The sequence below is a fragment of the uncultured Desulfosarcina sp. genome (genome assembly GCF_963664155.2).
Classification (GTDB): domain Bacteria; phylum Desulfobacterota; class Desulfobacteria; order Desulfobacterales; family Desulfosarcinaceae; genus Desulfosarcina.
In genome coordinates, this window is record NZ_CAXXXH010000002.1 from 591,803 (window position 1) to 615,545 (window position 23,743).

At 50.9% G+C, this 23,743-nt stretch carries 24 protein-coding genes, 1 tRNA gene and 1 CRISPR repeat array (1 of these 26 only partly in view); of the genes, 8 read left to right on the top strand and 17 right to left on the bottom strand.

Annotated elements, in window-relative coordinates; all coding sequences use genetic code 11:
• A CRISPR array of direct repeats spans nucleotides 1-453; the repeat unit is 36 nt; it begins 708 nt to the left of the window's first position.
• Between the two features lie 101 nt (nucleotides 454-554).
• Nucleotides 555-1,196, bottom strand: a complete 642-nt coding sequence (locus ACHZBS_RS26795; RefSeq protein WP_319409594.1) for a hypothetical protein — start codon at nucleotides 1,194-1,196, stop codon at nucleotides 555-557.
• A gap of 54 nt (nucleotides 1,197-1,250) precedes the next feature.
• Nucleotides 1,251-3,251 (bottom strand): DEAD/DEAH box helicase family protein, encoded by a 2,001-nt coding sequence (locus ACHZBS_RS26800; protein ID WP_319409595.1) that lies wholly within the window; start codon nucleotides 3,249-3,251, stop codon nucleotides 1,251-1,253.
• Between the two features lie 984 nt (nucleotides 3,252-4,235).
• Between ACHZBS_RS26800 and ACHZBS_RS26805 the strand changes: the two genes are divergently transcribed.
• The 5 genes from ACHZBS_RS26805 (at nucleotide 4,236) to ACHZBS_RS26825 (ending at nucleotide 8,302) form a co-directional block, all read left to right on the top strand.
• On the top strand, nucleotides 4,236-4,904 hold the full coding sequence (locus ACHZBS_RS26805; protein WP_319409596.1) for a recombinase family protein: 669 nt from the start codon (nucleotides 4,236-4,238) through the stop codon (nucleotides 4,902-4,904).
• Nucleotides 4,905-5,543: 639 nt separating this feature from the next.
• Nucleotides 5,544-5,921: an Rcs stress response system protein RcsF gene (rcsF, locus tag ACHZBS_RS26810; protein ID WP_319409597.1), complete on the top strand. Its 378-nt coding sequence runs from the start codon at nucleotides 5,544-5,546 to the stop codon at nucleotides 5,919-5,921.
• A gap of 46 nt (nucleotides 5,922-5,967) precedes the next feature.
• Nucleotides 5,968-6,630, top strand: coding sequence for a hypothetical protein (locus tag ACHZBS_RS26815; RefSeq protein ID WP_319409598.1), 663 nt, complete (start codon nucleotides 5,968-5,970; stop codon nucleotides 6,628-6,630).
• A gap of 361 nt (nucleotides 6,631-6,991) precedes the next feature.
• Complete coding sequence (locus tag ACHZBS_RS26820; RefSeq protein ID WP_319409599.1) at nucleotides 6,992-7,405, top strand: hypothetical protein; 414 nt, start codon at nucleotides 6,992-6,994, stop codon at nucleotides 7,403-7,405.
• Nucleotides 7,406-7,636: 231 nt separating this feature from the next.
• Complete coding sequence (locus ACHZBS_RS26825) at nucleotides 7,637-8,302, top strand: hypothetical protein (RefSeq protein WP_319409600.1); 666 nt, start codon at nucleotides 7,637-7,639, stop codon at nucleotides 8,300-8,302.
• Between the two features lie 346 nt (nucleotides 8,303-8,648).
• Here the strand turns inward: ACHZBS_RS26825 and ACHZBS_RS26830 are convergent, their stop codons facing one another.
• The 15 genes from ACHZBS_RS26830 to kdsA form a co-directional block, all read right to left on the bottom strand.
• Nucleotides 8,649-10,382, bottom strand: coding sequence for a DUF6538 domain-containing protein (locus ACHZBS_RS26830; RefSeq protein ID WP_319409601.1), 1,734 nt, complete (start codon nucleotides 10,380-10,382; stop codon nucleotides 8,649-8,651).
• A gap of 63 nt (nucleotides 10,383-10,445) precedes the next feature.
• Nucleotides 10,446-10,532, bottom strand: a tRNA-Leu gene (locus tag ACHZBS_RS26835).
• A 17-nt stretch (nucleotides 10,533-10,549) separates the two neighbouring features.
• On the bottom strand, nucleotides 10,550-10,876 hold the full coding sequence (gene secG, locus ACHZBS_RS26840; RefSeq protein WP_319409602.1) for a preprotein translocase subunit SecG: 327 nt from the start codon (nucleotides 10,874-10,876) through the stop codon (nucleotides 10,550-10,552).
• 25 nt (nucleotides 10,877-10,901) lie between these two features.
• Nucleotides 10,902-11,663, bottom strand: a complete 762-nt coding sequence (gene tpiA / locus ACHZBS_RS26845; protein ID WP_319409603.1) for a triose-phosphate isomerase — start codon at nucleotides 11,661-11,663, stop codon at nucleotides 10,902-10,904.
• Nucleotides 11,664-11,759: 96 nt separating this feature from the next.
• Nucleotides 11,760-12,764, bottom strand: a complete 1,005-nt coding sequence (gap, locus tag ACHZBS_RS26850) for a type I glyceraldehyde-3-phosphate dehydrogenase (RefSeq protein WP_319409604.1) — start codon at nucleotides 12,762-12,764, stop codon at nucleotides 11,760-11,762.
• A gap of 248 nt (nucleotides 12,765-13,012) precedes the next feature.
• Entirely contained in the window at nucleotides 13,013-13,426 is a 414-nt protein-coding gene (locus ACHZBS_RS26855) for a PTS fructose transporter subunit IIA (protein ID WP_319409605.1), read from the bottom strand.
• A 58-nt stretch (nucleotides 13,427-13,484) separates the two neighbouring features.
• The gene (gene rapZ, locus ACHZBS_RS26860; RefSeq protein WP_319409606.1) at nucleotides 13,485-14,354 is read right to left on the bottom strand and encodes an RNase adapter RapZ; all 870 of its coding nucleotides are present in this window, start codon (nucleotides 14,352-14,354) and stop codon (nucleotides 13,485-13,487) included.
• Nucleotides 14,355-14,412: 58 nt separating this feature from the next.
• Complete coding sequence (locus tag ACHZBS_RS26865; RefSeq protein ID WP_319409607.1) at nucleotides 14,413-14,871, bottom strand: PTS sugar transporter subunit IIA; 459 nt, start codon at nucleotides 14,869-14,871, stop codon at nucleotides 14,413-14,415.
• A gap of 186 nt (nucleotides 14,872-15,057) precedes the next feature.
• Entirely contained in the window at nucleotides 15,058-15,582 is a 525-nt protein-coding gene (hpf, locus tag ACHZBS_RS26870) for a ribosome hibernation-promoting factor, HPF/YfiA family (protein ID WP_319409608.1), read from the bottom strand.
• A gap of 123 nt (nucleotides 15,583-15,705) precedes the next feature.
• Nucleotides 15,706-17,136: an RNA polymerase factor sigma-54 gene (rpoN, locus tag ACHZBS_RS26875; RefSeq protein ID WP_319409609.1), complete on the bottom strand. Its 1,431-nt coding sequence runs from the start codon at nucleotides 17,134-17,136 to the stop codon at nucleotides 15,706-15,708.
• 1 nt (nucleotide 17,137) lies between these two features.
• Nucleotides 17,138-17,860: an LPS export ABC transporter ATP-binding protein gene (gene lptB / locus ACHZBS_RS26880; protein WP_319409610.1), complete on the bottom strand. Its 723-nt coding sequence runs from the start codon at nucleotides 17,858-17,860 to the stop codon at nucleotides 17,138-17,140.
• Between the two features lie 35 nt (nucleotides 17,861-17,895).
• Entirely contained in the window at nucleotides 17,896-18,462 is a 567-nt protein-coding gene (locus ACHZBS_RS26885; protein ID WP_319409611.1) for an LptA/OstA family protein, read from the bottom strand.
• On the bottom strand, nucleotides 18,443-19,012 hold the full coding sequence (gene lptC / locus ACHZBS_RS26890; RefSeq protein ID WP_319409612.1) for an LPS export ABC transporter periplasmic protein LptC: 570 nt from the start codon (nucleotides 19,010-19,012) through the stop codon (nucleotides 18,443-18,445). Before lptC ends, ACHZBS_RS26885 begins: the two co-directional genes overlap by 20 nt.
• A complete protein-coding gene (locus tag ACHZBS_RS26895; RefSeq protein WP_319409613.1) occupies nucleotides 19,009-19,527 on the bottom strand; it encodes an HAD-IIIA family hydrolase in 519 nt (172 codons plus the stop codon). The genes lptC and ACHZBS_RS26895 overlap by 4 nt, the downstream gene beginning before the upstream one ends.
• Before the next feature lie 9 nt (nucleotides 19,528-19,536).
• Nucleotides 19,537-20,325: a 3-deoxy-8-phosphooctulonate synthase gene (kdsA, locus tag ACHZBS_RS26900; protein ID WP_319409614.1), complete on the bottom strand. Its 789-nt coding sequence runs from the start codon at nucleotides 20,323-20,325 to the stop codon at nucleotides 19,537-19,539.
• A gap of 164 nt (nucleotides 20,326-20,489) precedes the next feature.
• On the opposite strand from kdsA, the gene ACHZBS_RS26905 reads away from it, so the two are divergent.
• From ACHZBS_RS26905 to thpR, 3 genes are read left to right on the top strand one after another with little or no spacing between them, the layout of a single operon-like run.
• Nucleotides 20,490-21,863: a M23 family metallopeptidase gene (locus tag ACHZBS_RS26905; protein ID WP_319409615.1), complete on the top strand. Its 1,374-nt coding sequence runs from the start codon at nucleotides 20,490-20,492 to the stop codon at nucleotides 21,861-21,863.
• Nucleotides 21,864-21,877: 14 nt separating this feature from the next.
• Nucleotides 21,878-23,047, top strand: coding sequence for a homocysteine biosynthesis protein (locus ACHZBS_RS26910; protein WP_319409616.1), 1,170 nt, complete (start codon nucleotides 21,878-21,880; stop codon nucleotides 23,045-23,047).
• Between the two features lie 36 nt (nucleotides 23,048-23,083).
• Nucleotides 23,084-23,656 (top strand): RNA 2',3'-cyclic phosphodiesterase, encoded by a 573-nt coding sequence (gene thpR, locus ACHZBS_RS26915; RefSeq protein WP_319409617.1) that lies wholly within the window; start codon nucleotides 23,084-23,086, stop codon nucleotides 23,654-23,656.
• Nucleotides 23,657-23,743: the final 87 nt, after the last annotated feature.

A 23,743-nucleotide genomic window follows, 5' to 3' on the forward strand; every position in this document is an offset into this window, starting at 1 on the left:
CGAGGATAGATTCCTCGGCTCCATTGAAGCTTCGAGGAACATGGCATTGTCATGACTCTTATGTCGTGTACCGAGGATAGGTCTCGGCTCCATTGAAGCTACACAGCGACCGTTTTTGGTGATATCAATAATACGTGTTGCACCGAGGCTTGCTTCCTCGGCTCCATTGAAGCTGGTCCATGTAGATTTCCATGTTGGCAATCTTAGTGCACCGAGGACAGATTCCTCGGCTCCATTGAAGCTGGAAAAAATAAACCGCGTTGGCCCCTTCACCCGGTTTACCGAGGATGAATTCTTCGGCTCCATTGAAGCTGTGGAATGTCGTATGTTCCAACCGTATCAATTAGTGCACCGAGGATAGATTCCTCGGCTCCATTGAAGCTACGAATGTCACGATGACTTTTACAGAATCGGTTAGGTATCCTGGGGTATAGCCCCCGGCTCCATTGAAGCCCGTTGAGTTTCGCCAGAATCCGCGTGATGTTTGTGTGTACCGAGGATTGGTTCCTCGGCTCCATTGAATTATGATCTTGATTAGTTTTCGAATTCTTGGATCACAGGCCATCCAAATCTAAGGCCTGTAACATTTTTGATCGAGAATTTCGTTTTCTCAACTCTATCTTTTCAGAACTTCGGCAGATATTGATGAGCAGAGGCCCGATACCCTGTCTAACCTGATCTCCGACTTGCCTGTAAATCTTGGGAGGGACATATTTGATGCCATTCATCTTAGCAAAGCGAATAACTGTATTTCCAGATAGAGCCGTCAGATGGTTGTCGTTCTTGATGATTCGCCGTATCTCATCCTTCTGATCAAATAACCAGAGACCTGCAAGCCGACTTAATAGCTCACCAGGATCTACCTCTTGGTTATGCAGGTTCGCCCAATACATTGAACCACGAATGTTGCCACCTTTGGCCGCAGCTGCCATCATTTTGGCTAACCAGTCCCGACCATATTGAATGGCTTCATGGTCAGCATTCTTGGCCAGCAGCCTGGTGACCGCTTCGATTTCATCAGAGTAGACATGAGATTTTACTGCGCCTGCTTCTGGGTGGCCCCATGTGTAAGCGCGCGCCCTGTGGCGTCCGCAGTAGTTGCTTTTCCCGGTCCGCTTTCTGTCACAGCCTCTGACGTTGCATTGGAGGCTTTTGTTCGTGGTCAAGAACTCATTGAGGCTCTTGTATTTCGGCATTCAATTGATCTCCTGGCTGGCTGTTCCTGTGTACTGACAAATTCGGTTGCTGTCTCACCGTTTGAGAAACAAGGCCTTCTTAGTCTGGCCACTACCGTCAACTCTATATACTACCTCCAACGATTCCAATGCCTTGCGGATATCAGAGTCTCGGTCCTTATATTTGGCTATGATGTTGTTTATTGTTCTAACCGACATCCCAATTTCATCAACCAAATCTGACTTGAGGTATGTTCCACTTGGGGCATCTTCGAAGAACTGAATAAAGTCTTCTTCCTTTTTGCTGGTCTTAACGCTCCTTTTTTGATGAACATAGTCCCAGTCATCCCGAACTGTCACGCCTGGCATAATCGCTTTGATATCCCTTACAAGTGCGTTCGCAAGTTCATCGTGTGGGAGCAATAGATAAACATCGGTGGTCTCACAGTTGCCCTTGTCATCAATCGTTTTGCGGCATCTCACTCTATTGATTGCCTGAATCACATTGGTTGCTATTTGTCCCCACCAAAGGGCCTGACGAATATCCTTGTGTACGCCATTGTCACGTTGATTCGTGTCCTGCAACCATGCTGTGGTACGTCCCCCCTGCAGAGCCATGAAGACGTTCGGGCTCCACGAAGGCGGCAAGTAGGGCAGCCCAAAGATTACTACGGAGTCACAGTTTTTCCACTCGTTTGAACCGTCGACTTTTCCCCAGTGACCGGTTCTCAATTGAAAGCTTGTCTTGAGTTTCGACAGCTTATCTTCAACACCCATGTGACAAACCACCAAAACGTCCTTTCCATTAAGGCGGCCGTTCAGGTCATCAACAAGCTGTCTCGATAGCGTCTTTGCTTTGGCTTCCATGTACGTTTTGCCAACCGAGTGTCCAAAGGAGGTGTGAATGGTCACGTTAGAATAGTCTCGTGAACCGGAAGGTGGCTCAACCAGCCGACATTCTTCATGTAACTCGTATACAAGGTTGGTATTGGCTGTCGCGTCCATAACAACACAGCCCTTTGTATTCGGTGGCACCAACAAACGTGCAGAATGGAATGTGTGAAAACCCCTGTCCTTGGCATAGTATGCCCACGACTGGAGAACATGGCCGAGAGAGAACAACAAGTCCGCATGTTTTCTTCTTAGCTGTCTAAGCACAGTAGGATCGTATTTGCCGAGCTGCAACAAATCAAACTTGATTTTCCCAAGCGCTTCGATGAGTCCAGAAAAATCGGGCATCTGGTCACTGTTCAACCTGTTTTCGAGCAGGGTGCGAGCGTGTTCCATCACGTGCATCAACTCTGGAACGGGGCCGTCTTTGGTCGCTTCATGAAAAGTTTCGGTAAAAAAGATTATCGTCTTTATTGCTTCGCGCTGGGATGGAAAGTCATCCCATACGGTTTGGGGTATCGCACCCAGTGTCAGCCTTAGGTCTTCAAGGGTAAACTTACGATGGTCTATTATGTCCAGACACTCATCTATGACAACCAGCCGCCTGGTGGAGGTGAAAGGGTTCTGCGTGGGGTAAGATTTGGTGCTGGTTTGTGGTAGTTGACCATTTCTAATGTATTCATGATAGTAGGGCCACGTTTGCACGATCCTGCCATCTTGACCCAGATAGTCCAGGGCCATTATATATGCTCGGTGGGTCATCAATACCACTGGCCAATTTTTCAGATCGGCAAGTTTAATGGTGCTGGAAACGTCAGAGTGGTAGGCAACAGCAGTATCCCTACCTCCGAATCGATTGATCCTCTCAGCCATCGCGTTGCAGTCGTCAATCAAACGAGTTACCACCAGTATACCTGGATGATCTTCATCAGCCCGCTTTGATAGCATAGCACCATAGATGACGATGGATTCAGATTTTCCCGAGCCTGTTGGTGGGCTTAGGATGGTCCACTCATGGGCCTTCTCCAAGTCATCATGGTGTTTGATATGGTGTTCAAACTCAGTGGCTATCTGGTGCCATGATTCTATCAGTGCAGGGTTGGGGGCGTTATTGAGCTCGTGTCTCCAGTGATCTTCCATCCGTTGAACAAAATCCGCAGGAACAATACCCATTGTTGCCTTCAACACCTATCCTCCTTCAGCTGGCCAAGAGTTGGCGTATATGCTGCCTGTATAGCATTCCAGGGTTGTGATTTTCTGGGTACCAGAGTCGATGCCAACTGAGCAGGTTCTATGCCACTATCGGCTGTTGATGGTGCATGCATAAGGAGGATGGTCAATACAGGATAGGTCCCCAGGATGCAAGCATTAGTGAGAGGCCCGTATAGCCAACGTTTGTGTACCGATGAGCCAGACCAAGCCAGCTGGACTTATTTACACTGGGAAGAAGGTCCGTAACATTACATTGTGGAATATGGTCAAGGGCAGATCAAAAGAAAGGATTTCAGTGAGCTTTTAGTATACACCCCCCACCATACACGAACAGAAACAAAGAGGCCTGCTGACCTGAGCTGGAATGTGGGCCAAATTATCAGTGCAAAATAACCCTATAGAGAGAGATAACATACGTTGCACTCAAAAGGTTGGCTGATGGCCAGGCATATAGTCTGCTTTCTAAATATGATTTTGATAATCAATATTTAGTTGTAAACTGGGTATACCTGGCTGCGAGCTGACCGAGGATCAGTGCCTACGCTTAGCCAGAGCTGACCAAAGCCACTCGGTTATTCACTCAGCGTCAGAAGAGACTCGCTCCGCTCGCTTACTTCTGCCACTGTCCCCCCGGCTCATACCCTACGGCCACGCATTCAGCCTTAGCTAACCGTATCCACTCCAAGTCAGCGGATTGCCAGCATTGGAGTTTGCTTTCCCCCACAAATTATTAGTTTAAAATAACCCAATCACCATCCGCAAGGGGCTCTGTGCTTGCCAGCGAAGTTGCGAACCAATCGATACACTGGAAAAAGGCTCTCAGCTAACGCAATATGAAACGTATTCCCAAGAACACGTAACAAATAAGTTGACTGAAGCTAAACCAGTGTTGTATCTATAGGCATATTGAAAAACACAGGAATCATCGTTTTTTGGATCAACAAGGAGAGGATGCGCATGAAGGTTTACGGGTATCTTAGGGTGAGCGGTAAGAGCCAGATCGATGGCCTTGGGTTCGATAGGCAGGAAGAGGCTGTGCGTGCTTACTGTGAGCGGAATGGATGCGAGCTGGTAAAGGTTTTCAAAGAACAGGTCTCTGGCACAGTTGATGAAATGCACAGGCAGGAATTTGCTTCAATGGTCTCTGCCATCCTCAAGAATGGTGTGGATACCATCATCGTTGAATCCCTGGATAGGCTTGCCCGTGAATACCGGATTCAAGAGCAACTCCTGATCTATCTGGCATCGAAGGGCATCACCTTAATTGTGGCCAGCACTGGAGAGAATGTTACAGAGGCAATTACAGCAGATCCTATGAGGAAGGCCATGGTCCAGATGCAGGGTGTGTTTGCCGAATTGGATAAGTCCCTGCTGGTAAAGAAGCTGAGGAAGGCCAGAGACCGTAAAAGGCAGGAGACCGGCAGGTGTGAAGGTCCCAAGCCATTCTATCCCAACTCTGATGTGGTGAAGGAGATCAGGCGATTGAGGCGCAGGAAAAAGGGCACCAAGCAGCTTACCTTCGATCAGGTGGCAGACAGGCTCAATGAGCAGGGCTTCAGATCAGCCAAGGGCCAGCCCTTCAATAGTGGGAGTGTCAGGGCGATACTGCACAGAGCTATGGCTTAGTTCACAGTCATGCCGGAGTAGAGACCGCTCATTGGCGGCTCCACCTTCGCCCATACCGCGATATAAATTAGTGAAGTAGGGTTCCAGTCATCAGCTCGGCCCATACCGCTCCCAGAGAGGCCTTAACAGAATGATCACCATCGGGGCATACCAGTGGATAGGCTGGAAGAGATCGTCTGGAAAAGTGCGCCTATGCAGGCTATTTTGGGCGGGAGGGCGCCAGATCCTCTGGCGGTGTGCATTTGGTTGGCTGGTGAGCTGGGATCAAGCCGCTCTCATGTAATAAGGAAGCCAGCAGCCGGTGGATGTCATGCAGCTGTAAGGTAGCACTGGCCAGCTGGGATTCTGAAAGGTAGGGGACCGATGGGGGGAAAGTGGACGGGGGCACGTATAGAAGGGGTCTCACGAATTTATATTATATTTTCCACCCAGCCAACTTTGAACCATCATCGAGCGATCTCTGAGGCACCTCATCTGTCAGCACCGGAGAGAGCTGTGGATTCGATCCCCTTGCGTCAGAGATTCTCTGGTCTTGCGTGTGAGAAACATAGTGTGGTAACGAGATAATGTTTGTTTCCTTTCCGTTTGTTCTACGCAGAGTTCCATTAAAAATCCATATTCGATAGTATGAGGGTGAAAATGGAATTATCCCGCATAGGTTCTATTTTTACGGTAATCTTCCTTTCCATCATTTGTGGATGCGCTTCCAATCCAAGTATTAGCTCTCTGAAGCCTGAACAGCGTGCCCGCCTAAATACAATTCAGGTCTATAAACTTGGGGTTGATAAGCCGTATAAAATTATTGGAACTGTAAAAGGGCTATCCTGCCATCGAAATGCATATCAAAAACAACTGCTCACTGAGGAAGAGGCGATAGAGGGTGTGAAATTAGAAGCTGCTATTCTTGGTGCAGATGCTGTTATTAATGTTGCATGTCAGGTCAATTCTGGCACTGATTGGGTAAACAATTGTTGGTCTTCTATTGTTTGTGTTGGTGATGCGATAAAATATGAATAAAAAAATAGGTGGAAGAATTTCCTAAAAATCAGAGAAGGAGGATACTTTGCCGTTTGAGAAAATTTTGAGAGATAGAATTGTTAGTCTCATTAATGAAGGTGAGCATCTCAGAGTCGGCGATGAATTTGGTGATGCAAAGTCTATTGAACATATTCAAAAATGTTCAGGCTACGTTGCTGCTGCGAATCATGCGGTTCAATTAGCAATACCAGATCCTAAAAATGCATATCGTAAACGCGCCGAATCGATTGAAAGCAGCTCGGAAGGCTTCTCAATAGCAAGAAATGTTGGTGAATTGAGGTTTCTTTTACATCAACTTCTTGGGGACATTGATGCTGGCCTTTTGGTTTCATTTGCCGATAGAATAAGGGCCGAGACGTTTGATGATTTCCTTGATCATGCGAAGAAATATTTGTCAGATGGAAGAAAGAATGAAGCTGGTGTAATATCCGGCGTTGTCTTTGAGGACAGCTTCAGAAGAATATGCCGAAAGTATAACATAGAAGAAAAGAATCAAAAACTTGATAAGCTCATTTCTGTAATGGCAACAAATAACATAATTTCTCAAACGAAAGCAAAGCGTGCACGAGTGGCGGCTGATGTAAGAACAAAAGCCACTCATGCACAATGGGATGAATTTGATAAGGATGACGTTAAAGTGACCATCGATTTTGTAGAGGAATTAATAATGTCACATTTCGATAGTTAGCAGGTTTGAAAGAGTCCCTAAAATACATACCCCAGAACAGATCGTTGAAGCTCAGAAAGTGGCTGCTGTGTTGTGGGAAAGGATTCAGAAGAAGCAGGACAAACAATAGCAGGATGATAAAAGCACCACTAAAACCATATACCGCAGGCCATGAGCTTTCTTAGGAGCTATCGGGAAGCTGGCATTGAGGTCACTGGGTGTGGGCTATGTGTGGGCTTTAGATTTGAATGATGTTGATTCTGGTGGGATCGATAAATCAGATTTGAGAGAAACGAGAAGCGATCCTATCAAACCCTTGCACTGGCATCGAAAAGCTCCCCATAGACAAAAAATTCAAAGTCATTCCTAAGTAGGAGGGTGTGTGGTTGAATATTTGAAATATCACTCAAAATTAAAAAAATATAACAACGACATAAATTCAATTAATGAAAGTTATGCTACGGAAATAAAGAAGGCAGACAGTAAAGAGGTCCGTGATGCACTAAGAGCCCAATTACAGAAAAAAGAGGAAGATATAGTACGCCTAATTAATGCGATGAAATCAAAACGTATTGAAGCGTTAGCACGCAAATATGATGTGCCACTACCACCCCATACAGATAGAAAAAGTTGGGAGAGTGACTGGCATAGTATAAGATTGACAACTGAAGGCAGATTTACGGTAAATAGAAATATCAGACAGGAAATTAAAGAGCGCTTTGAGCCCTATGTTATGATTTGTTCTATCCTAACTGGCCTCGGTGGTGTCATTATCGGTATTTTATCTTTATGGTAGTGGGAACCGTGCCCAACATAGGCGAAGCATACAGATTTGTCACTTTAACCTTGCCAGAGATCAAAAAGCCCACTATACAGCCCACTCCAGCGATCTTCAGCCAGCTCCCGTACTCTCTGCGGCATGGCTCCTGCCCCATCTCTTTGGAGAAGGCTCCTATAGAGGGGTTGGCTTGACGGCCACGTTGATGTTATCAAGAAATGTATAGCTACTTGTTCGGCAGGAGAGACAATGGAACACGAGGAGTATCTGAAACGTCGTGATGAGCTGCTCGGGATCCGGATGGATTCCTTCAGTTCATTCGACAAAGCGATTCTCTCACTCGCCACCGGTAGCTTGGCGCTGTCCATTACCTTTTTGGAAAAAATTGGTGAGCCGTTCAGTGGTCTAACCTTCGCACTGATATTAATAGCTTGGGTCGCATTCTTCTTGGTTATCTTGTTTAATCTCGCCAGCTACTATTTCGCGCGAGCGAACATGGACAAGAAGATCGCCGATCTGGATGACCGCTATCGCAAGGAACTCAAGACAGAGAAGCCGGACGAGAGCCCGGAGCCCACCTTCTGGCAGAACCGAGCAACCTCTATGTGTAACACCATAGCATTTGTCGCATTCTGCACTGGTGTCCTGTTCTTCGTTATTTACGTTGTCAATATCCAAGCTCGAAACTACCGACAGATGCAACACTCACTGACAAAGGAGGCCACCATGGCAGATACAAAAAAGATCCTGACCGAAGGCAAGACCGAGGCACCTCAAGCGGCGTCTAAGACCACTCACAAGGTCGTTCTCCCGGGGGATGTCAACACGCACGGCGCAACCGAAGCACCGCAGGCGGTATTACGCCCTGGGAAGCCAAGTGGCGGGTCGGGAGGGGGCTCGAAGAAGTCAGAGTAATTCCAACGACTTCCGAACAAAAACCTGAACCCTACAAATGGAAGCCGCCACGGACGGTGCCCTTCGCCTTGCGTGTTGGGTTCGGCGTTACAGATTACGCTAACTCATCAACGGTGGGGATGGTTTCTGTGAAGTGATGATACCATACAGTCAAGCGAGGTCTTAACCCGTTTTCAGGCTCTGCCAATTCAAACATAGTTCAGGACAATTCAAGGAATCTTGTTGATAGCCTCCCACAAGATCTCCATGAAGTGGCCTTTAAGGTATACCTGCCCGCCAACTCCCTGCTGCATTCGGCCAAGCAGCTGGTCAGCCACAGAGATCCTCACGCCCCTCTTGATCAGCTTCAAGCCAACTTAAAATCCAACTTCAAGACAGCCTCTCGGTACAGGGTCTCAGTCCGATAACCTTTGGCATAGCGGCGGCTGGTTTCGCTCTTGCCAGCTCTACCCAGAAGCTCCTCGATGATTGATTCCATCACCTGAGCTTTCCAGAGGTGGTCAGTGACCGTGTGCCTCAGCGAGTGGAAGTTTTTCTTAGGATCAGTGATCTTGCATGTAACCCTCAGATAGCGCATGAAGGCCTTGGAGAGGGCATGGGAATACCTCCCGTTGGCTTTGGATAGCTCTGGGAACAGTCGGCCTGTGGGAGGCACGCTGTCTGCATAGGCCTTGAACTCCTTGGCTATGCTCGGGTGCAAGGGAATGGTCCGCACAGCGTTCTGATTCTTTAAGGTTCTCCCTCCATCAAGGTTGTGATCGATGCAAATCAGCTGGCCTTCTGTTTCAGTATCAACCACCATCACATCACAGGCATTTAGGTTGGACAGCTCCTCGAGCCTACCTCCTGTCCACAGAGCCAACTTAGGCACCCAGAAGCGGGCAGGGGAGTCCCCAGCCCACTTGTTGAAGGTCTTTGGATTGAATATTACCTTAAGATCCTCTGCTGTGTAGGCTGACCGCAGGCTCCGTGTGTTCCCCTTCTTTGGTGGGATCAACCCGGGGATCATCACCTGCTTCTCAATGTATTCATTCTGGAGGGCGTAATCGAACAGGGAGCGGGCAAGGTTTAGGTACTCACGTTTCGTTTTTGTATCGAGCGTTTTGGTGTGCTTACCTGCCATCTCACTTGAGCTTAACACACCCAAGTCCTTGTAACCCTTCAGAGAAAAGCTCGGTGGTAACCCTTCCAAGATCCTTGCGAACTCCCTGCACTGATCCACTGTGATCTGGTTTACCAGGGTCTCTCTGCCCAGCACCTGCATCAATGCCTCCAGTTTTGGCTTGTGGTTCATCACCGTGGTTTCACGCCACTTGCCTGCATCAACCTTCATCCTCTGGAACTCATCCACCAGCTCGCTGAGGGTAGGGCCTGCAGGGCTATCAGTGACCGGCATGGGGACAGCTGGTAATCCAGCGGCAGGGGAGGGGTTGACATCCAAGGCTGGCTGCTGGTTGGCCAGCGGCTGCAGCTGTTGTTGGAGCCCAAGGTCTTTAAGGATGGTCTCCACGTCATGCCCGCTGAAGTGCCCTGTCAGTTGCTCTATGTTCGCCTCCACCAATCTGATGCGGGCTCTGAGCATGTCGTAGCACAGCTGGGCCTTATCCATGGCCTGCTCTCTTGGATCAGTCACCGTGGCCAGTTCTTGCAGCATACCGGGGCTCAGGTGCGGCTCCATGAAGCTCACGTGCCTCCTCATGGATAGCGCCTCCCTGCTGTGGCTGAGATCCACATCGAGGGCCTCAAGCTCAACATCAACGGTATCTGAATCACCAACCTTGCCAAGGGACTGCGCCAGCTCGAAGTCAGCAAGATCATCCTTCACATAATCCCTGACCAACTTCTTGATATTCACCATCGATTTTAGGTCCTTTTTATTGGCAGCCCTGAGCTCACGGAATGCCAGCTGGTAGCGCACATTGGCGAGCTCGGCCAGCTTCCCGGCCTTCCTCTTGTTACCCGTTCCAAGGCTGATGCTGATATCCCCACTCCCGAGGGTATCGGTCAGTTCGCTGGGCACCTTAACCTGCAGATGGTATATTCGGTTTCGCTTCCGTATAAAAGACAAAAGCACCTCCATTTCAGCTGGCAAAAAGCTGGCAAATAGCAGGTGCTTAAGATATTGTGAATGATTTCAAAGAGTTGGTGCCGAGGGCGGGACTTGAACCCGCACGACCGTAGGTCACTACCCCCTCAAGATAGCGTGTCTACCAGATTCCACCACCTCGGCATGGATACCATTTTCCTTTACTCGGATTTCGAACCGGCATCAGCAGCATTAGTTCCGGTCTGCGACGACTGTTCAATGGGCGCCTGAGTATCCGTGACCACCGATTTCGTGACTTTGCCGCCGGACATATAGGCTAACGTCAAAGACGTGAGCATGAATACGATGGCGGCCACCGTGGTTGCTTTGCTCAGAAAAGTAGACGCGCCGGTGCTCCCGAAGAGGGTCTGGCTGGAACCGCCGCCGAAGGCCGCACCCATGTCTGCACCTTTGCCGGTTTGAAGCAGAACGATCATGATCAGGGCGATACACACAACTACGTGAGTGACTATCAACAATATGGACATTTGGTTATCGTCTTTTACGGTTCAATCAATGATTAAAAAAAACCAGCTTGCTGAATGTTTCCGGATCCAAGCTGGCCCCACCGACCAAGGCGCCGTCAACATCCGGCATTTCCATGAGAGCCCGAACATTGTCCGGTTTTACGCTCCCCCCATAAAGGATGCGAACGGCACTGGCGAACGGCTTTTCAAACAGCGTGTCGAGCAGTGAACGAATAAATTGATGGGCCTCTTGAGCTTGCTCTTTGGAGGCGGTTTTTCCGGTACCGATGGCCCATACGGGTTCATAAGCAACAACGAGACCAGATAGCTCATCAAAAACAAAATCTTTTAGACCATCTCGAACCTGTTTGTCAAGTACAGAAAATGTCTCGCCGTCTTCGCGCTGGGCCTCTGTTTCGCCAATGCAAAACACCGGGACAAGACCTGCCGAAAGGGCGGCCTTAATTTTACGATTAACGTTTATATCGGTCTCGCCAAAAAACAATCTACGTTCTGAGTGACCGATTATCACGTGGCTGCAGCCGGCATCCGCCAGCATCTCCGCTGATATTTCACCGGTGAAAGCACCCTGTTTTTCCCAGTGTAGGTTCTGCGCTCCCAAACCGATCGTGCTGCCTTTTAGTGCTTGGGCCACCTGGTAAAGGGCGGTAAAAGGTGGGGCGATCATTATCTCCACGTTCGTAGCCTTTATGACAAGGCTTTTCAGTTGACTGGCGGCCTCCACGGCTTGGAAACCATTTTTGTGCATTTTCCAGTTGCCTGCAATCAGTGGTGTTCGACTGCTCATCGGTTATTTTCTCCTCTTGGCGGGAAGCATTCGAATCTTTTTTATATCCACTCAGCCAATACGCTTAATTTGGGGAACCTCGCGTTAACACCGATACTACAATTGTTTGCCAATCATGGCTGCCAGATCGACCATGCGGTTGGAGTAGCCGGTTTCGTTGTCGTACCATGAGAGCACCTTTACCATATTGGCCACGACATAGGTGGTCGGCGCATCAACGATCGATGACAGGGGACAGCCATTGAAATCAGTGGAGACCAATGGCAGATCGCTGTATCCCAGGATGCCCTTGAGTGCTCCTTCGGCAGCCTCCTTGAGTGCTTCATTGACATCGGATTTCGTGACGCCCGCTTTTTCCACGTTGACTACCACATCGACGATGGAGACGTTGGGGGTGGGTACGCGGATAGCCAGGCCGTTGAGTTTGCCCTCCAATTCGGGTAGCACCAGGGCGACTGCTTTGGCCGCACCGGTGGTGGTCGGGATCATGGATAAGGCAGCGGCTCTAGCCCGGCGGAGATCTTTGTGGGGGAAGTCCAGCAGGCGCTGATCACCCGTGTAAGAGTGGATGGTCGTCATAAGCCCGCTATTAATGCCGAAGTTTTCCAGCAGTACTTTGGCCACCGGCGCTAGGCAGTTGGTGGTGCACGACGCGTTGGAGATAATGTGGTGCTGCGTGGGGTCATATTTGTTGGCGTTGACACCCATGACGATGGTGATGTCCGGGTCTTGGGCGGGAGCGGAAATGATCACCTTGCGGGCGCCTGCGGTCAGGTGTTTAGAGGCGTTATCTCGGTCTCTGAAAAGGCCGGTGCATTCGCAGGCGATGTCAACACCGTAATCTTTCCATGCCAGCTTTTCGGGATCTTTGACGGCAGTGTAGGCGATGGACTTGCCGTTGACTTCGATGGCGCCGTCTTTGGCCTTGATCTCCATATCCAACTTGGCATGGACCGAATCATATTGCAGCAGGTGAGCCATGGTTGCAGCGTCGGTCAGGTCATTGATTGCTACGACTTCCACGTCCGGATTGTTCATGGCGGCCCGAAAAACCACCCGACCAATTCTGCCAAAGCCGTTGATGCCGATTTTTATGCTCATCTTGCCCCTCCTTTAAGGTTATTACGCTAAAATTCGATTGTGAAGCGAACACGAAAGACGCGATTATCTGAGTAATACGCCAAACATGCCTGAACGCAAATCAATATGACGCTTTTTATGGAATAGATGGGGGCATCTGCTGAAGAATGAGTGCCGGTGTAACGAAAATAAAAACAATTAGAGGCATCTGTCGCCTTGTTTTCCGGCCGATGGTCGTCGACGTGTGCATTCCCCACACCGGATGGTGTCTACCCCCTTTTATTTCCTTTCAATATGCCACTGGCCAGGGAGATGCTTTTTTTACCGAACGATTCAAGATTGGTTGCCAGTTCCGAAAGGGTCTGATTTTTCCGGGCGCTGGCCGCACGGATCAGAATGGGCAAATTTACCCCGGATATCACCTCGATGCGTCCCTCTTCGAGAAACGAATAGCTCAGGTTGGATGGGGTCCCACCGAACATGTCCGTTAGAATTAAAATCCCGTCGTCGCTTTTTAATTTTTTGATGCCGTCGGCAATTTTTTTGCGCAACTTGTCCGCGTTTTCGTTCAGGTCGATGGAAACGGCGGTCATGGCCTCGGGCCGTTCGCCAAGGATGAAATCCGCCGCCTCGAGCAATGCATCTCCGAGCCGGCAATGGGTAACCACTAAAACGCCAATCATATCTGCCTGTCTTTCATCGGGTAAACGGGGATAACGGAACCAGATATCTTCCACACGGTTACGAGGATTTGTCAATATCGCGATGGGTCAGTTCCGTTTTACGACCCAATGCCGTAATGTGGTCACACAATTGTCTGGCGATTACAACGGAGCGATGACGACCTCCTGTGCAACCGACGGCAATGGTGAGGTATGACTTTCCTTCATTTTCATATTGGGGAATCAACATGTCCAGCAGATCAAAATATTTGTGTAAAAATAAACAGGTTTGGTCAGTATTCAAGACAAAAGAGCGAACTTTTTCCGTTTTCCCGCTCAACGGTCGAAGCGACGGTTCAAAATAGGGGTTTTTTAGAAAACGGACATCCATGACCAAATCGGCATGAACCGGAAGTCCAAACTTGAATCCAAAAGAGATCACCTGAACCTTCATCGGTCCGTCTTCAGTGCCTACGGCGGCCAGTTTCCGGATAATGGCTTTGAGATCATGGACAGTCAGATCCGATGTGTCGATGATTTGATTGGCCTTGCGACGCAAGGATGTCAGCAAGGTTTTTTCTGAGCGAATAGCTTCGTTGATGCCTTTATCCATTGCCAGGGGGTGCCGCCGGCGCGTTTGGCTGTAACGTCTCAGCAGGGTCTTCTCGTCCGCTTCGAGAAAAATGATCCGAAAGTTAAATCCCATACCTGTCAACGTATCGAGGATGGGTTCATATTGATGGATAAAGCTGTTTTCCCGAAGATCCATGCCGAATGTCAAACCGGAAAAAGCGTCAGCCTTGTTCAACGATAAATTTAGGAACCCGGGCAACAGGGCGACTGGCATGTTGTCCACACAATAGTAGCCCGAATCTTCAAACGCGGCCAGAGCCGTACTTTTGCCAGAGCCGGATCTTCCGGTGACAATGGTGATGGGCGTCTCTTTCACAGTGCGGTTCTCACATGACTATGGAAAGTGGAGACGGTGGAGAATGACCGGTATGCGACTAAAAATCATCATCATCCTCACCGATGATGTCAATGATTTGTTCGGCACTGGTGGCCTTCATCATCATCTCTTTTAGCGGCTCTTTTTTAAGCAACCGGGAGACGCGGGCCAGCAGTTTGAGGTGAAGGTCGGTTGAGTGTTCGGGTGTGATAAGCAGGAAAAATAAATGGGTGGGGCGCCCGTCCATGGATTCGAAATCCACCCCCTTTCGGCTCAAACCGAATCCCAGCACCAACTTCTCCAGATTCTTAAGTTTTCCGTGGGGGATACCGATGCCGCCGCCAATACCGGTGCTGCCCAGCCGTTCCCGCTCCATCAACACACGCACCATTTCGTTGTGGTCGATGCCGGTGATGTGGGCGGCTGGGGCCACCAGTTCATTTAATATACCAATTTTGTCCTTGGATTTAAGATCCATAAGAATCGCTTCTTTGCCGAGGACATCTAATATTTTCATTTTTATATCATCCGATCAGGTATCTTCCCGCTGTTATAATCGTTGGTTACCGAGCTGTTTTTGACGGCAGTTGAGAAACGGCGGTGCGCGCAACTCGGTGTTCACAAGGTGTTAAAATGCTGACGCATACCCTCTTCCCGTCCAATTTTACCATTTATTTTCCTGACCGGAGGTCGTCGATCTTTGTTATTCTCGGGGTTGGATCAATCCGTAGTTCCCGTCTTTTTGTCGGTAAAGTACGTTGACGGATTCTGTTCGGGCATTGGTGAATACCAAGAAATTATTTGTAATCAGATCCATCTGCATTACCGCCTCTTCCACATCCATGGGCTTGAATTCGATATGGTGGACCCGTACCCGGGGTTGGTCACTGTCTTTATCAACCACCGGTTCGGATGCCCGGGCTTCGTTTTTCCCCTTGGATCGGTATTTTCTTCCTTTCTGTTTGTTTTTTTTAATCTGGCCCTCTAGCTTGTCCAGTACCATATCGATGGCAGAATACATCTCCTCTGTCTCTTCCTTGCCGTTAATGGTCAGTCGGTCTCCCATGATATTGATGTCAGCGCTGTGGCGAAACTTTTCAATGGACAGGACCACATTGGCTTCGGCCGGCCCGTTAAAGTATTTTTCCATTCGGTTCAGTTTTTCGCTGACATAGGATTTTAGGGCATCGGAGGGCTCGAGGTTCTTGAATCTGACGGATGTGTTCATGGTAGGTGCCTCCTTTTGGTAATGCCTGTCGACAGGGGGCGGTCAGCAGGTTTCAGGTAAGCCGCCTGCCGGTTTCAAAAGCAGGGGGGACAAGAAATCGATGGCCGACACCTGGGAAAGTCATTAAAATTGCTTTCGCTTACTGGAGGATAAAATGCCCATCATTTCCCGGTACTTGGCCACTGTGCGACGGGCGATGTCGATATTGTCCGTTTTGAGCAGTTCGGCCATTTTACTGTCGCTGTAAGGTTTTTTCGGGTTTTCCCCTTCGATGAGCTTTTTGATTTTGGCCTGTACGCTGGCCGAAGCGATGTCTTCGCCAAACACCCGTTTGATGGAGCTGTTGAAAAAATATTTGAGCTCGAAAATGCCCTGGGGGGTGTGGGCGTATTTGTTGGTCGTCACCCGGCTGATGGTGGATTCGTGCATGCCGATATCTTCAGCCACATCCCGGAGCACCATGGGTTTTAAATGGGTCACGCCCTTTTCGAAAAAGTCCCGTTGAAATTTCAGGATGCTCTCCATCACCTTATAGATGGTTTTCTGGCGCTGGTGGATACTGCGGATCAGCCAGGCCGCGGATCGCATCTTGTCGCGGATGTATTCCTTGGCATTTGCGCTGACTTCGTTCTTTCTGGTAATCGCCCGCTTGTAGAAAGGATTAACTCGTAGCTTGGGCATACCGTCGTCGTTAAGAACGATGACAAATTCACCTTCGCTCTTGTCGACATAGATATCCGGAATAATATAATGGGGCGTCTCCTCGCTGAACTGTCGTCCAGGTTTTGGTTCCAGTGCCCGGATGACGGTGACCGCGGCGACGACATCTTTCAGTTTTACCTTCAGGGCCTTACAGATGGCCTTGTAATTTTTATTTTCCAGATTCTTCAGGTGGTCAGAAATAATATCTGTCACCAGGCTGTTTTCCAGATTCAGCAGCCGGGCCTGAAGAAGAAGGCACTCCCGCAGGTCCCTGGCACAGACTCCCACCGGGTCGAAGGACTGCATGGTTTCCAGGACGTCTTCAACCATCTCGATGGAAATGCCGCTCTGTTGGGAGAGTTCTTCGACGGACAGCTGGAGATATCCGTCACGGTTGAGGTTGCCGATAATCAGACTGCCGACCTGCTTTTCGATATCGGTGGGCGACAGCATCAACAGCTGCCATAACAGGTGGTCGCTGAGAGACTCCTTGGAGGAAATGAAGGCCTCGTATTGAGGCGCATCCCGGTTTTCGGACTCGAAATTGACTTTCCCCGGCGAGTTGTACTCGTCAATGTAATTGCTCCAGTCGATTTCGTCATTGATCTTTTCGTCGATCGTAACTTCACGGGCCTCTTCGACGGCGGCAGGCGCCGCATCAGGTTCATTCTCCTTGGTTTTGTCAGGGGTTTCCTGTATTTCTTCTAAGGTGGGATTTTCTTCCAGCTCCTGTCTGATCGTGTCTACCAGTTCAAGACGGGACAGCTGTAACAGCTTGATCGCCATCTGGAGCTGGGGCGTCATGATGAGCTGTTGGGTCAGTTTGAGTTGTTGTCTGAGTTCAATTGCCATCTTAGAGTCTGAATTCGTCTCCCAAGTATATTCGTCGGGCGATGGTGCTCGAAGCGATCTGTTCCGGCGTGCCAGTTTCAATCACTTTGCCGTCGCTCAAAATGAATGCCGAATCACACGCTCCCAAAGTTTCCCGGACATTATGATCGGAGATCAGGATGCCGATGTTCCGGTCCTTCAAGTGGGCGATGATCTTTTTGATGTCGATCACCGCCAGCGGGTCGATGCCGGCAAAGGGTTCGTCCAGCAACATAAAAGCCGGGTCCGTAGCCAAAGCCCGCGTGATCTCCAAGCGGCGACGTTCGCCGCCGGAAAGCACAGCCGCCGTGGATTCCGCCACATGGGCGATGCCCAGCTCCTCCAACAGACTATCGGTGCGGTCATAGCGCTGTTGACGGGACAGGGGTAGCGTCTCCAAAATTGCCAGAATGTTCTGGCGGACGGTCAGCTTCCTGAAAATGGAGGCCTCCTGGGGCAGGTACCCGACTCCCTTTCTTGCCCGAATATGCATGGGGTCTTCCGTGATGTCCATATCATCAAGGAATACCTGGCCGCTATCCGGCTTGATCAATCCCACGGTCATGTAAAATGTGGTGGTTTTGCCCGCACCATTGGGCCCCAACAGACCGATTACCTGACCACTTTTCACGCCCAGGCTGACCCGATTTACCACTTTTCTGCCCCGGTAGATCTTGACCATTTCACGAATAGACAAGTCAGCCATCAGCTGATATTCCTGCGGGGCACGTAATTCACAGGCTACTCCAATCCTGATTCTTCCGGGAGGATTACGGCTTTGACGCGACCGTTGGATCCACCGTCGACGGTAAATCGACCATCTGCCCGGTAGAACGTAATGGTTTCTCCGGTGATGGTGTTGTCGCCGCTGGTCACCGTGGCTCCCGGGCCGGTCAGGATCAGCATGCGCTGTGCTGTTATATATACTGCCTGTCGGGCAACGGCAAGCCTATTATCGAATTTAATTTCCACGTTTCCCGTGGCCACCAGCTTCTCCAGGGACTGTGATGGTGAAGCGGGTCCACTGTCGGATGTGCCGGAAAAAAATATCTTGAGACTGTCGGCGGTGATCAGGGTTTCTCCCTGGCTGGCCCTTACGTTTCCAATAAATTCTGCATTGTGGTCGGCTGTATTCGATATAAGCCGATCCGATGAAATATGGATTTTTTTCACCTCCGGATCGGTCGTTTTTGCTGCGGGGGTATCGGGACCGGCTTCGCCATGGGTGCTCGGCGGGGCCACCAGCATCAGGATCAAGAATATCGGCAGCACGAAGCCGGTGGGGTATCTATAGCTGAAGATCTTCACTGATTATTCCTTCCACGCCACCTTCGAAACGGGTGATACTGGTTTCCAGATTCATGGCCATCGTATCAGCGCGCAGGGTGAACGACTGGCCGGAGAGGATCACCGGTTTATCGGCGCGAAGTTCCCTGACCGCCGGGTCGTAGTCGAGCGATTCGGTCTGGAACCGGTAAAGGCTGGTGTTGGCCGATACCTGCCCCGAGACGTTCATTCGGCTGGAGTCCGTATAAATCGTTCCCTGCTCGGCGGTCAGATGCACGTGATCCCCGTCGTCCATGAAAAACTCCACATCCGGCCCCGCCAGCAGCATGGTTTTATCTTTTTCCATAAGCGTTGCCGAGTCCGCTTCCAGCCGCCACTCCCGAATGCCGTTTTTCATGGCGGTCTGGCGAATCTTGTTGAGCTGCATGTCCGCCCCTTTTTTCACCAGGTCCAACAGCACTTCAGGATTTTGGTCCATCCGTCGATACCCGATAAAGACGGCTATGGTGGTGGCCAGTGCCAGCACCGCGATGGTCAACAACACGCGCTGAATCAACCGGCGACTTTTCATGGAAACAGTCTTTTGATCAGCGGTTCCCAATCGCCCCTGGCTTGAAGAATCCGTTCGCTGATTTCACGAACTGCACCACACCCTCCCATTGCCTGAGTGGTCATAATGGCCGCCTGCTTTACCAGGTCGTGAGCATCACCGACCGCGATGGGCATCCCCACCCGGCGCATGATGGGCAGGTCCGGGAGGTCATCTCCCACAAAGGCCGTGGCTGCGGCAGGCACTCCGGTTTCTCTTAGGATATCGTCAAGGGCAGCGGCCTTGTCGCGGATACCCTCCTTGAGCAGCTTGATGCCCAGGTTTCTGCACCGGTGCACCAATGCCATGGAACGGCGTCCGGTGACGATGCCCACGGTAAGTCCTGCTTCCATGAGCATCCGGATGCCCAAACCGTCACGGACGTGAAACACTTTGGTTTCCTGCCCGGTGTCGTTGTAAATCACCGTGCCGGTGGTGAGGACGCCGTCCACATCCAGCAGGATCAACGCAATTTGTTTCAGGCGGGTGTCGGTCATGGGATGATGTTAATGGGCCAGGGCGGTTTTGATAGCTTTGAGTTGGACCAGCAGACCGGGCAGCTGGTCCAAGTGAAGCGAATTGGGGCCGTCGCAAAGAGCTTTGTCCGGGTTTTCGTGAACTTCCAGGAAAACGCCGTCCGCACCGGCTGCTATGGCTGCCCGCGCCAATACCGGTGCAAACTCCCGCTGGCCGCCGGAACGGTTTCCCGCTCCGCCGGGCAATTGAACACTGTGGGTGGCGTCGAAGACCACCGGACAGCCGGTTTGTTGCATGATTTGAATCCCCCTGAAATCCACGACCAGGTTGTTGTATCCAAACATGACACCCCGTTCGGTGATCATGGGTTGGACACTGGAAACCGAACGAATCTTATCGACGATATTGACCATGTCCCAAGGGGCAAGAAACTGGCCTTTCTTGACATTTACCGGTTTGCCGGTTTTCGCTACGGTCAGGAGAAGGTCGGTCTGGCGGCAAAGAAAGGCCGGGATCTGGATGACATCAAGCACCTCCGCGGCCTCCGCCACTTCGCTGATGCGGTGAACGTCCGAAAGGACCGGTACGCCAAGGGTTTCTTTGACCTTGGCCAGTATGCGCAGGCCGTCCTGAATGCCAGGCCCCCGGTAGGAAGTGATGGCGGTTCGGTTGGCCTTGTCATAGGACGCCTTGAAGGTAAAGGGAATGCCGAGGCTGTTCGTCAGTTCTTTGAGTCGGGTGGCGATGCGCAACGTAACTTCCTCATCTTCAATGACGCAAGGACCGCTGACCAAGAAAAAAGGGTTTTCAGATTTCATTCACCGTTATCTTTCAGGAAGATTGAATTCATGCTTTATTACGTATCCGCAGGCGGTTAAAAAGTCAAGTCGCGAAAAACTTTGCCTTGATTACCGGTGGCTTAACTGGTATTGTCCCCAATTTAATAGACGGCCAACGATCAGCGCCGAAAGGGAAGATAACGTTGAGTAAAAAAGGAATCTCACTCAAACCGATCCTTGTGGTCATCGTGGTACTATTGATCAGCATCCCGGCCGTATGGCTGGCCATCATCCGGATGGAAGGAACGGCCCCTGCCCTTAAAATTGAACTTGAGTCACCTTTTATCGGTGCATCGCGAACCCTTTCCGTGAGTGTTGATGACACCGGCAGCGGCATCCGCAAAGTCTGGATGGGCCTGCTGATTGGGGGCCGCGAGGTGGAAGTCATGCAGCGAACTTTTCCTTCATCCGGTTTTTTCGCGGGAGGCAAGGAAAAAACGGTGCAAGTGAAAGCGCAAATCTCCCCCCAGGCTCTGGGGTTGACCGACGGAAAGGGCGTCATTCGCGTGGTGGCATGGGATTACTCGTTGCGCAAGTGGGGTGAGGGCAACCGGGTTTACCTGGAAAAGGAGATCCAGATCGACACCAAGGCACCGTCCATCGATCTGATCAGCCGCTCCCACAATCTGGCTCAAGGTGGCAGTGGGGTAGCGATTTATCGGCTTTCGGAAGACTGCCCGGTTAGCGGGGTGACCGTAGGTGATCAATTTTACCCCGGATACGCCGGTTATTTTAAAGATCCGTCCGTTTTCATGGCCTTTTTTGCACTGGATTACCAACAGGGCAAGGAAACGCAAATGGTGGCTACCGCAGAGGACTTTGCCGGCAACCGGTCCACGGCCGGTCTGGTTTACCACATCAACGCCCGGTCCTTCAGAAAAGATGCGATCAATCTTTCCGACGGCTTTTTCAACGCCAAAATGCCCGATTTCGAGCGCTACTTTCCTGAATTATCCGGTGGTAGCCGTGTCGACCTTTTTCTTAAAGTAAACCGGGAACTGCGCCGCAAGGACAGCGAGGCGATTTATCGGGTCACTGAACGGACGGAAAAAAAGATCCTGTGGGACGGGGCCTTTCTGCGGTTGCCCCGGTCTGCCAACCGCGCCCGATTTGCCGATCACCGCACCTATTTTTATGGTGGCAAAGTGATCGACCGGCAGGTGCACATGGGGGTCGATCTGGCGTCTACGGCGCATTCTCCGGTGCCGGCGGCAAATCGCGGGAAAGTGGCATTCACGGGAGAACAGGGCATTTATGGAAACACCATCATTCTCGACCACGGATTCGGGCTGTTCACCCTCTACTCGCATTTGAGTCAAATCGATGTGACCGAGGGGCAGATGGTCGAAAAAGGTGAATCAATGGGCAAGACCGGCATGACGGGTCTGGCGGGCGGTGACCATTTGCACTATGGCACCCTCATTCACCAGACTTATGTCAATCCGGTGGAGTGGTGGGACGACGCGTGGATTAAAAACAATATCAGCGCCAAAATCGATGACGCGGGACCCCGATAGGAGCATACAACGGCATGGGACGTTTTAAGGTTCAGAAAACTTACCAGCAGATCAACGATAAAATCAGGTCCGGCGATGTCGTTGTCGTTACTGCCGAGGAGATGATCGACATCGTTGCAGAAAATGGCCCGAAAGAGGCCGCCCACGCAGTGGATGTGGTGACCACGGGGACCTTCGCGCCCATGTGCTCATCAGGTGCGTTCATCAATTTCGGTCACTCGGCGCCGGGGACCAAAGCCGCCAAGGTGTGGATCAATAATGTGCCGGCCTACGGGGGGATTGCCGCGGTGGACTGTTACCTCGGGGCCACCGAACCGTGCGAAGACGATCCCCTGAACAAGGTCTATCCCGGAGAATTCCTTTACGGCGGCGGCCACGTCCTGCAGGACCTGGTGGCGGGCAAGAAGGTCCATATTAAAGCCACCGCCTATGGGACGGATTGCTATCCCAGCCGGGAATATGAGAAGATCGTGACGCTGAAATCGTTGCCCCAGGCCACCTTGTGCAACCCGAGGAACGGATACCAAAATTACAACTGCGCGGTCAATCTTACCAATAAAACCGTATACACATACATGGGGGCGCTCAAACCCAGGGGGGGAAACGCGAACTTCTGCTCCGCCGGCCAGTTGAGCCCGTTATTCAACGACCCCTTTTATCGGACCATCGGGCTGGGCACGCGGATATTTCTGGGCGGCGGTGTCGGTTATGTCACCTGGCACGGTACCCAGCACCGTCCGGGGGTGAAGCGAGCCGAGAATGGCACACCGTTGACCCCGGCGGGTACCCTGTGGGTGATGGGCGACATGCAACAGATGAGCCCGGACTGGCTGGTGGGCGTCAGCATTCAGGGGTACGGGTGTTCACTGGCGGTGGGACTGGGTGTCCCCATTCCCATACTTAATGAGGAAATGGCCAGATTTACGGCGGTTTCAGACGCGGAACTTTTTACCCAGATTGTGGACTATGGCAACGACTACCCCAAGGGCAAATCAAGCAGTTTGGGCATGGTCAGCTATGCGGAGCTGAAAAGCGGCTTCATTACCCTAAAAGGAAAAACCGTTCCCTCGGTTCCGCTTTCCAGCATGGTCAAGGCCCGGCAGATTGCCGAAACGCTGAAACAATGGATTGTGGCAGGCACCTTTGAATTGGGTACCCCCCAGTTCACCCTCCCTGCTGCCTGATGTCCATTGCTGAACCCGGAGTGCAAAGCAGTCGACATGCAACAGACCCTGCGCGCCTTTGTTGCCGTTATGGTCCCTGATGCGGTGGCCGTTTTTATTCGACAGGTTCAGGCGCAGCTCCAATTGCCGGGAATGAACATCCGTTGGGTGGCCGCGAAGAACATTCATTTGACCTTGAAGTTTCTTGGGGATATGGATCCATCCCGGGTTCCTGAAGTTGCCGCTCAGATGGATGCAGCCGCTGGAACGATCCGTCCTTTTTCGCTGGCGGCAAAGGGGGTCGGCGTTTTCCCGAACCTACGCCGTGCGAGGGTGCTTTGGGTGGGACTGACAGGTGATCTCGACCGATTGAAAGCGATTCAGGCAACCCTTGAATCCGGTTTGGAATCGGTGGGCTTCCGCAGGGAGCCCCGTGACTTTGGCGCTCATCTGACCATCGGTCGGATCCGCGAAAGAACGGATGCGAAAATGATCGGCGCATCCATGGACCAACTGAAAGACACCGCGTCAGATGGGTTCCACGTCGATCGACTGGTGCTCTTTAAAAGCATTCTCAAACCCAATGGGCCTGAATATTCCCTGCTGCACACCTCGCATCTGGCGATATAGAAACCCCTTGGCTATTCATGAAACCCGTATCGGTCCGGCAGATCGAACCGCGCATCAAGCAAGCCGAGAATAGTTAATTGTGCCTTT

Coding starts and splice junctions, on each gene's coding strand:
- lptB (WP_319409610.1), bottom strand. CDS start 17,860: ATGGCTGACTTGTCTATTCGTGAAATGGTCAAGATCTACCGGGGCAGA.
- tpiA (WP_319409603.1), bottom strand. CDS start 11,663: ATGAGCAGTCGAACACCACTGATTGCAGGCAACTGGAAAATGCACAAA.
- ACHZBS_RS26795 (WP_319409594.1), bottom strand. CDS start 1,196: ATGCCGAAATACAAGAGCCTCAATGAGTTCTTGACCACGAACAAAAGC.
- rpoN (WP_319409609.1), bottom strand. CDS start 17,136: ATGGCAATTGAACTCAGACAACAACTCAAACTGACCCAACAGCTCATC.
- ACHZBS_RS26910 (WP_319409616.1), top strand. CDS start 21,878: ATGGGACGTTTTAAGGTTCAGAAAACTTACCAGCAGATCAACGATAAA.
- gap (WP_319409604.1), bottom strand. CDS start 12,764: ATGAGCATAAAAATCGGCATCAACGGCTTTGGCAGAATTGGTCGGGTG.
- rcsF (WP_319409597.1), top strand. CDS start 5,544: ATGGAATTATCCCGCATAGGTTCTATTTTTACGGTAATCTTCCTTTCC.
- lptC (WP_319409612.1), bottom strand. CDS start 19,012: ATGAAAAGTCGCCGGTTGATTCAGCGCGTGTTGTTGACCATCGCGGTG.
- kdsA (WP_319409614.1), bottom strand. CDS start 20,325: ATGAAATCTGAAAACCCTTTTTTCTTGGTCAGCGGTCCTTGCGTCATT.
- ACHZBS_RS26825 (WP_319409600.1), top strand. CDS start 7,637: ATGGAACACGAGGAGTATCTGAAACGTCGTGATGAGCTGCTCGGGATC.
- secG (WP_319409602.1), bottom strand. CDS start 10,876: ATGTCCATATTGTTGATAGTCACTCACGTAGTTGTGTGTATCGCCCTG.
- ACHZBS_RS26865 (WP_319409607.1), bottom strand. CDS start 14,871: ATGAAAATATTAGATGTCCTCGGCAAAGAAGCGATTCTTATGGATCTT.
- ACHZBS_RS26830 (WP_319409601.1), bottom strand. CDS start 10,382: ATGGAGGTGCTTTTGTCTTTTATACGGAAGCGAAACCGAATATACCAT.
- ACHZBS_RS26805 (WP_319409596.1), top strand. CDS start 4,236: ATGAAGGTTTACGGGTATCTTAGGGTGAGCGGTAAGAGCCAGATCGAT.
- ACHZBS_RS26855 (WP_319409605.1), bottom strand. CDS start 13,426: ATGATTGGCGTTTTAGTGGTTACCCATTGCCGGCTCGGAGATGCATTG.
- hpf (WP_319409608.1), bottom strand. CDS start 15,582: ATGAACACATCCGTCAGATTCAAGAACCTCGAGCCCTCCGATGCCCTA.
- thpR (WP_319409617.1), top strand. CDS start 23,084: ATGCAACAGACCCTGCGCGCCTTTGTTGCCGTTATGGTCCCTGATGCG.
- ACHZBS_RS26895 (WP_319409613.1), bottom strand. CDS start 19,527: ATGACCGACACCCGCCTGAAACAAATTGCGTTGATCCTGCTGGATGTG.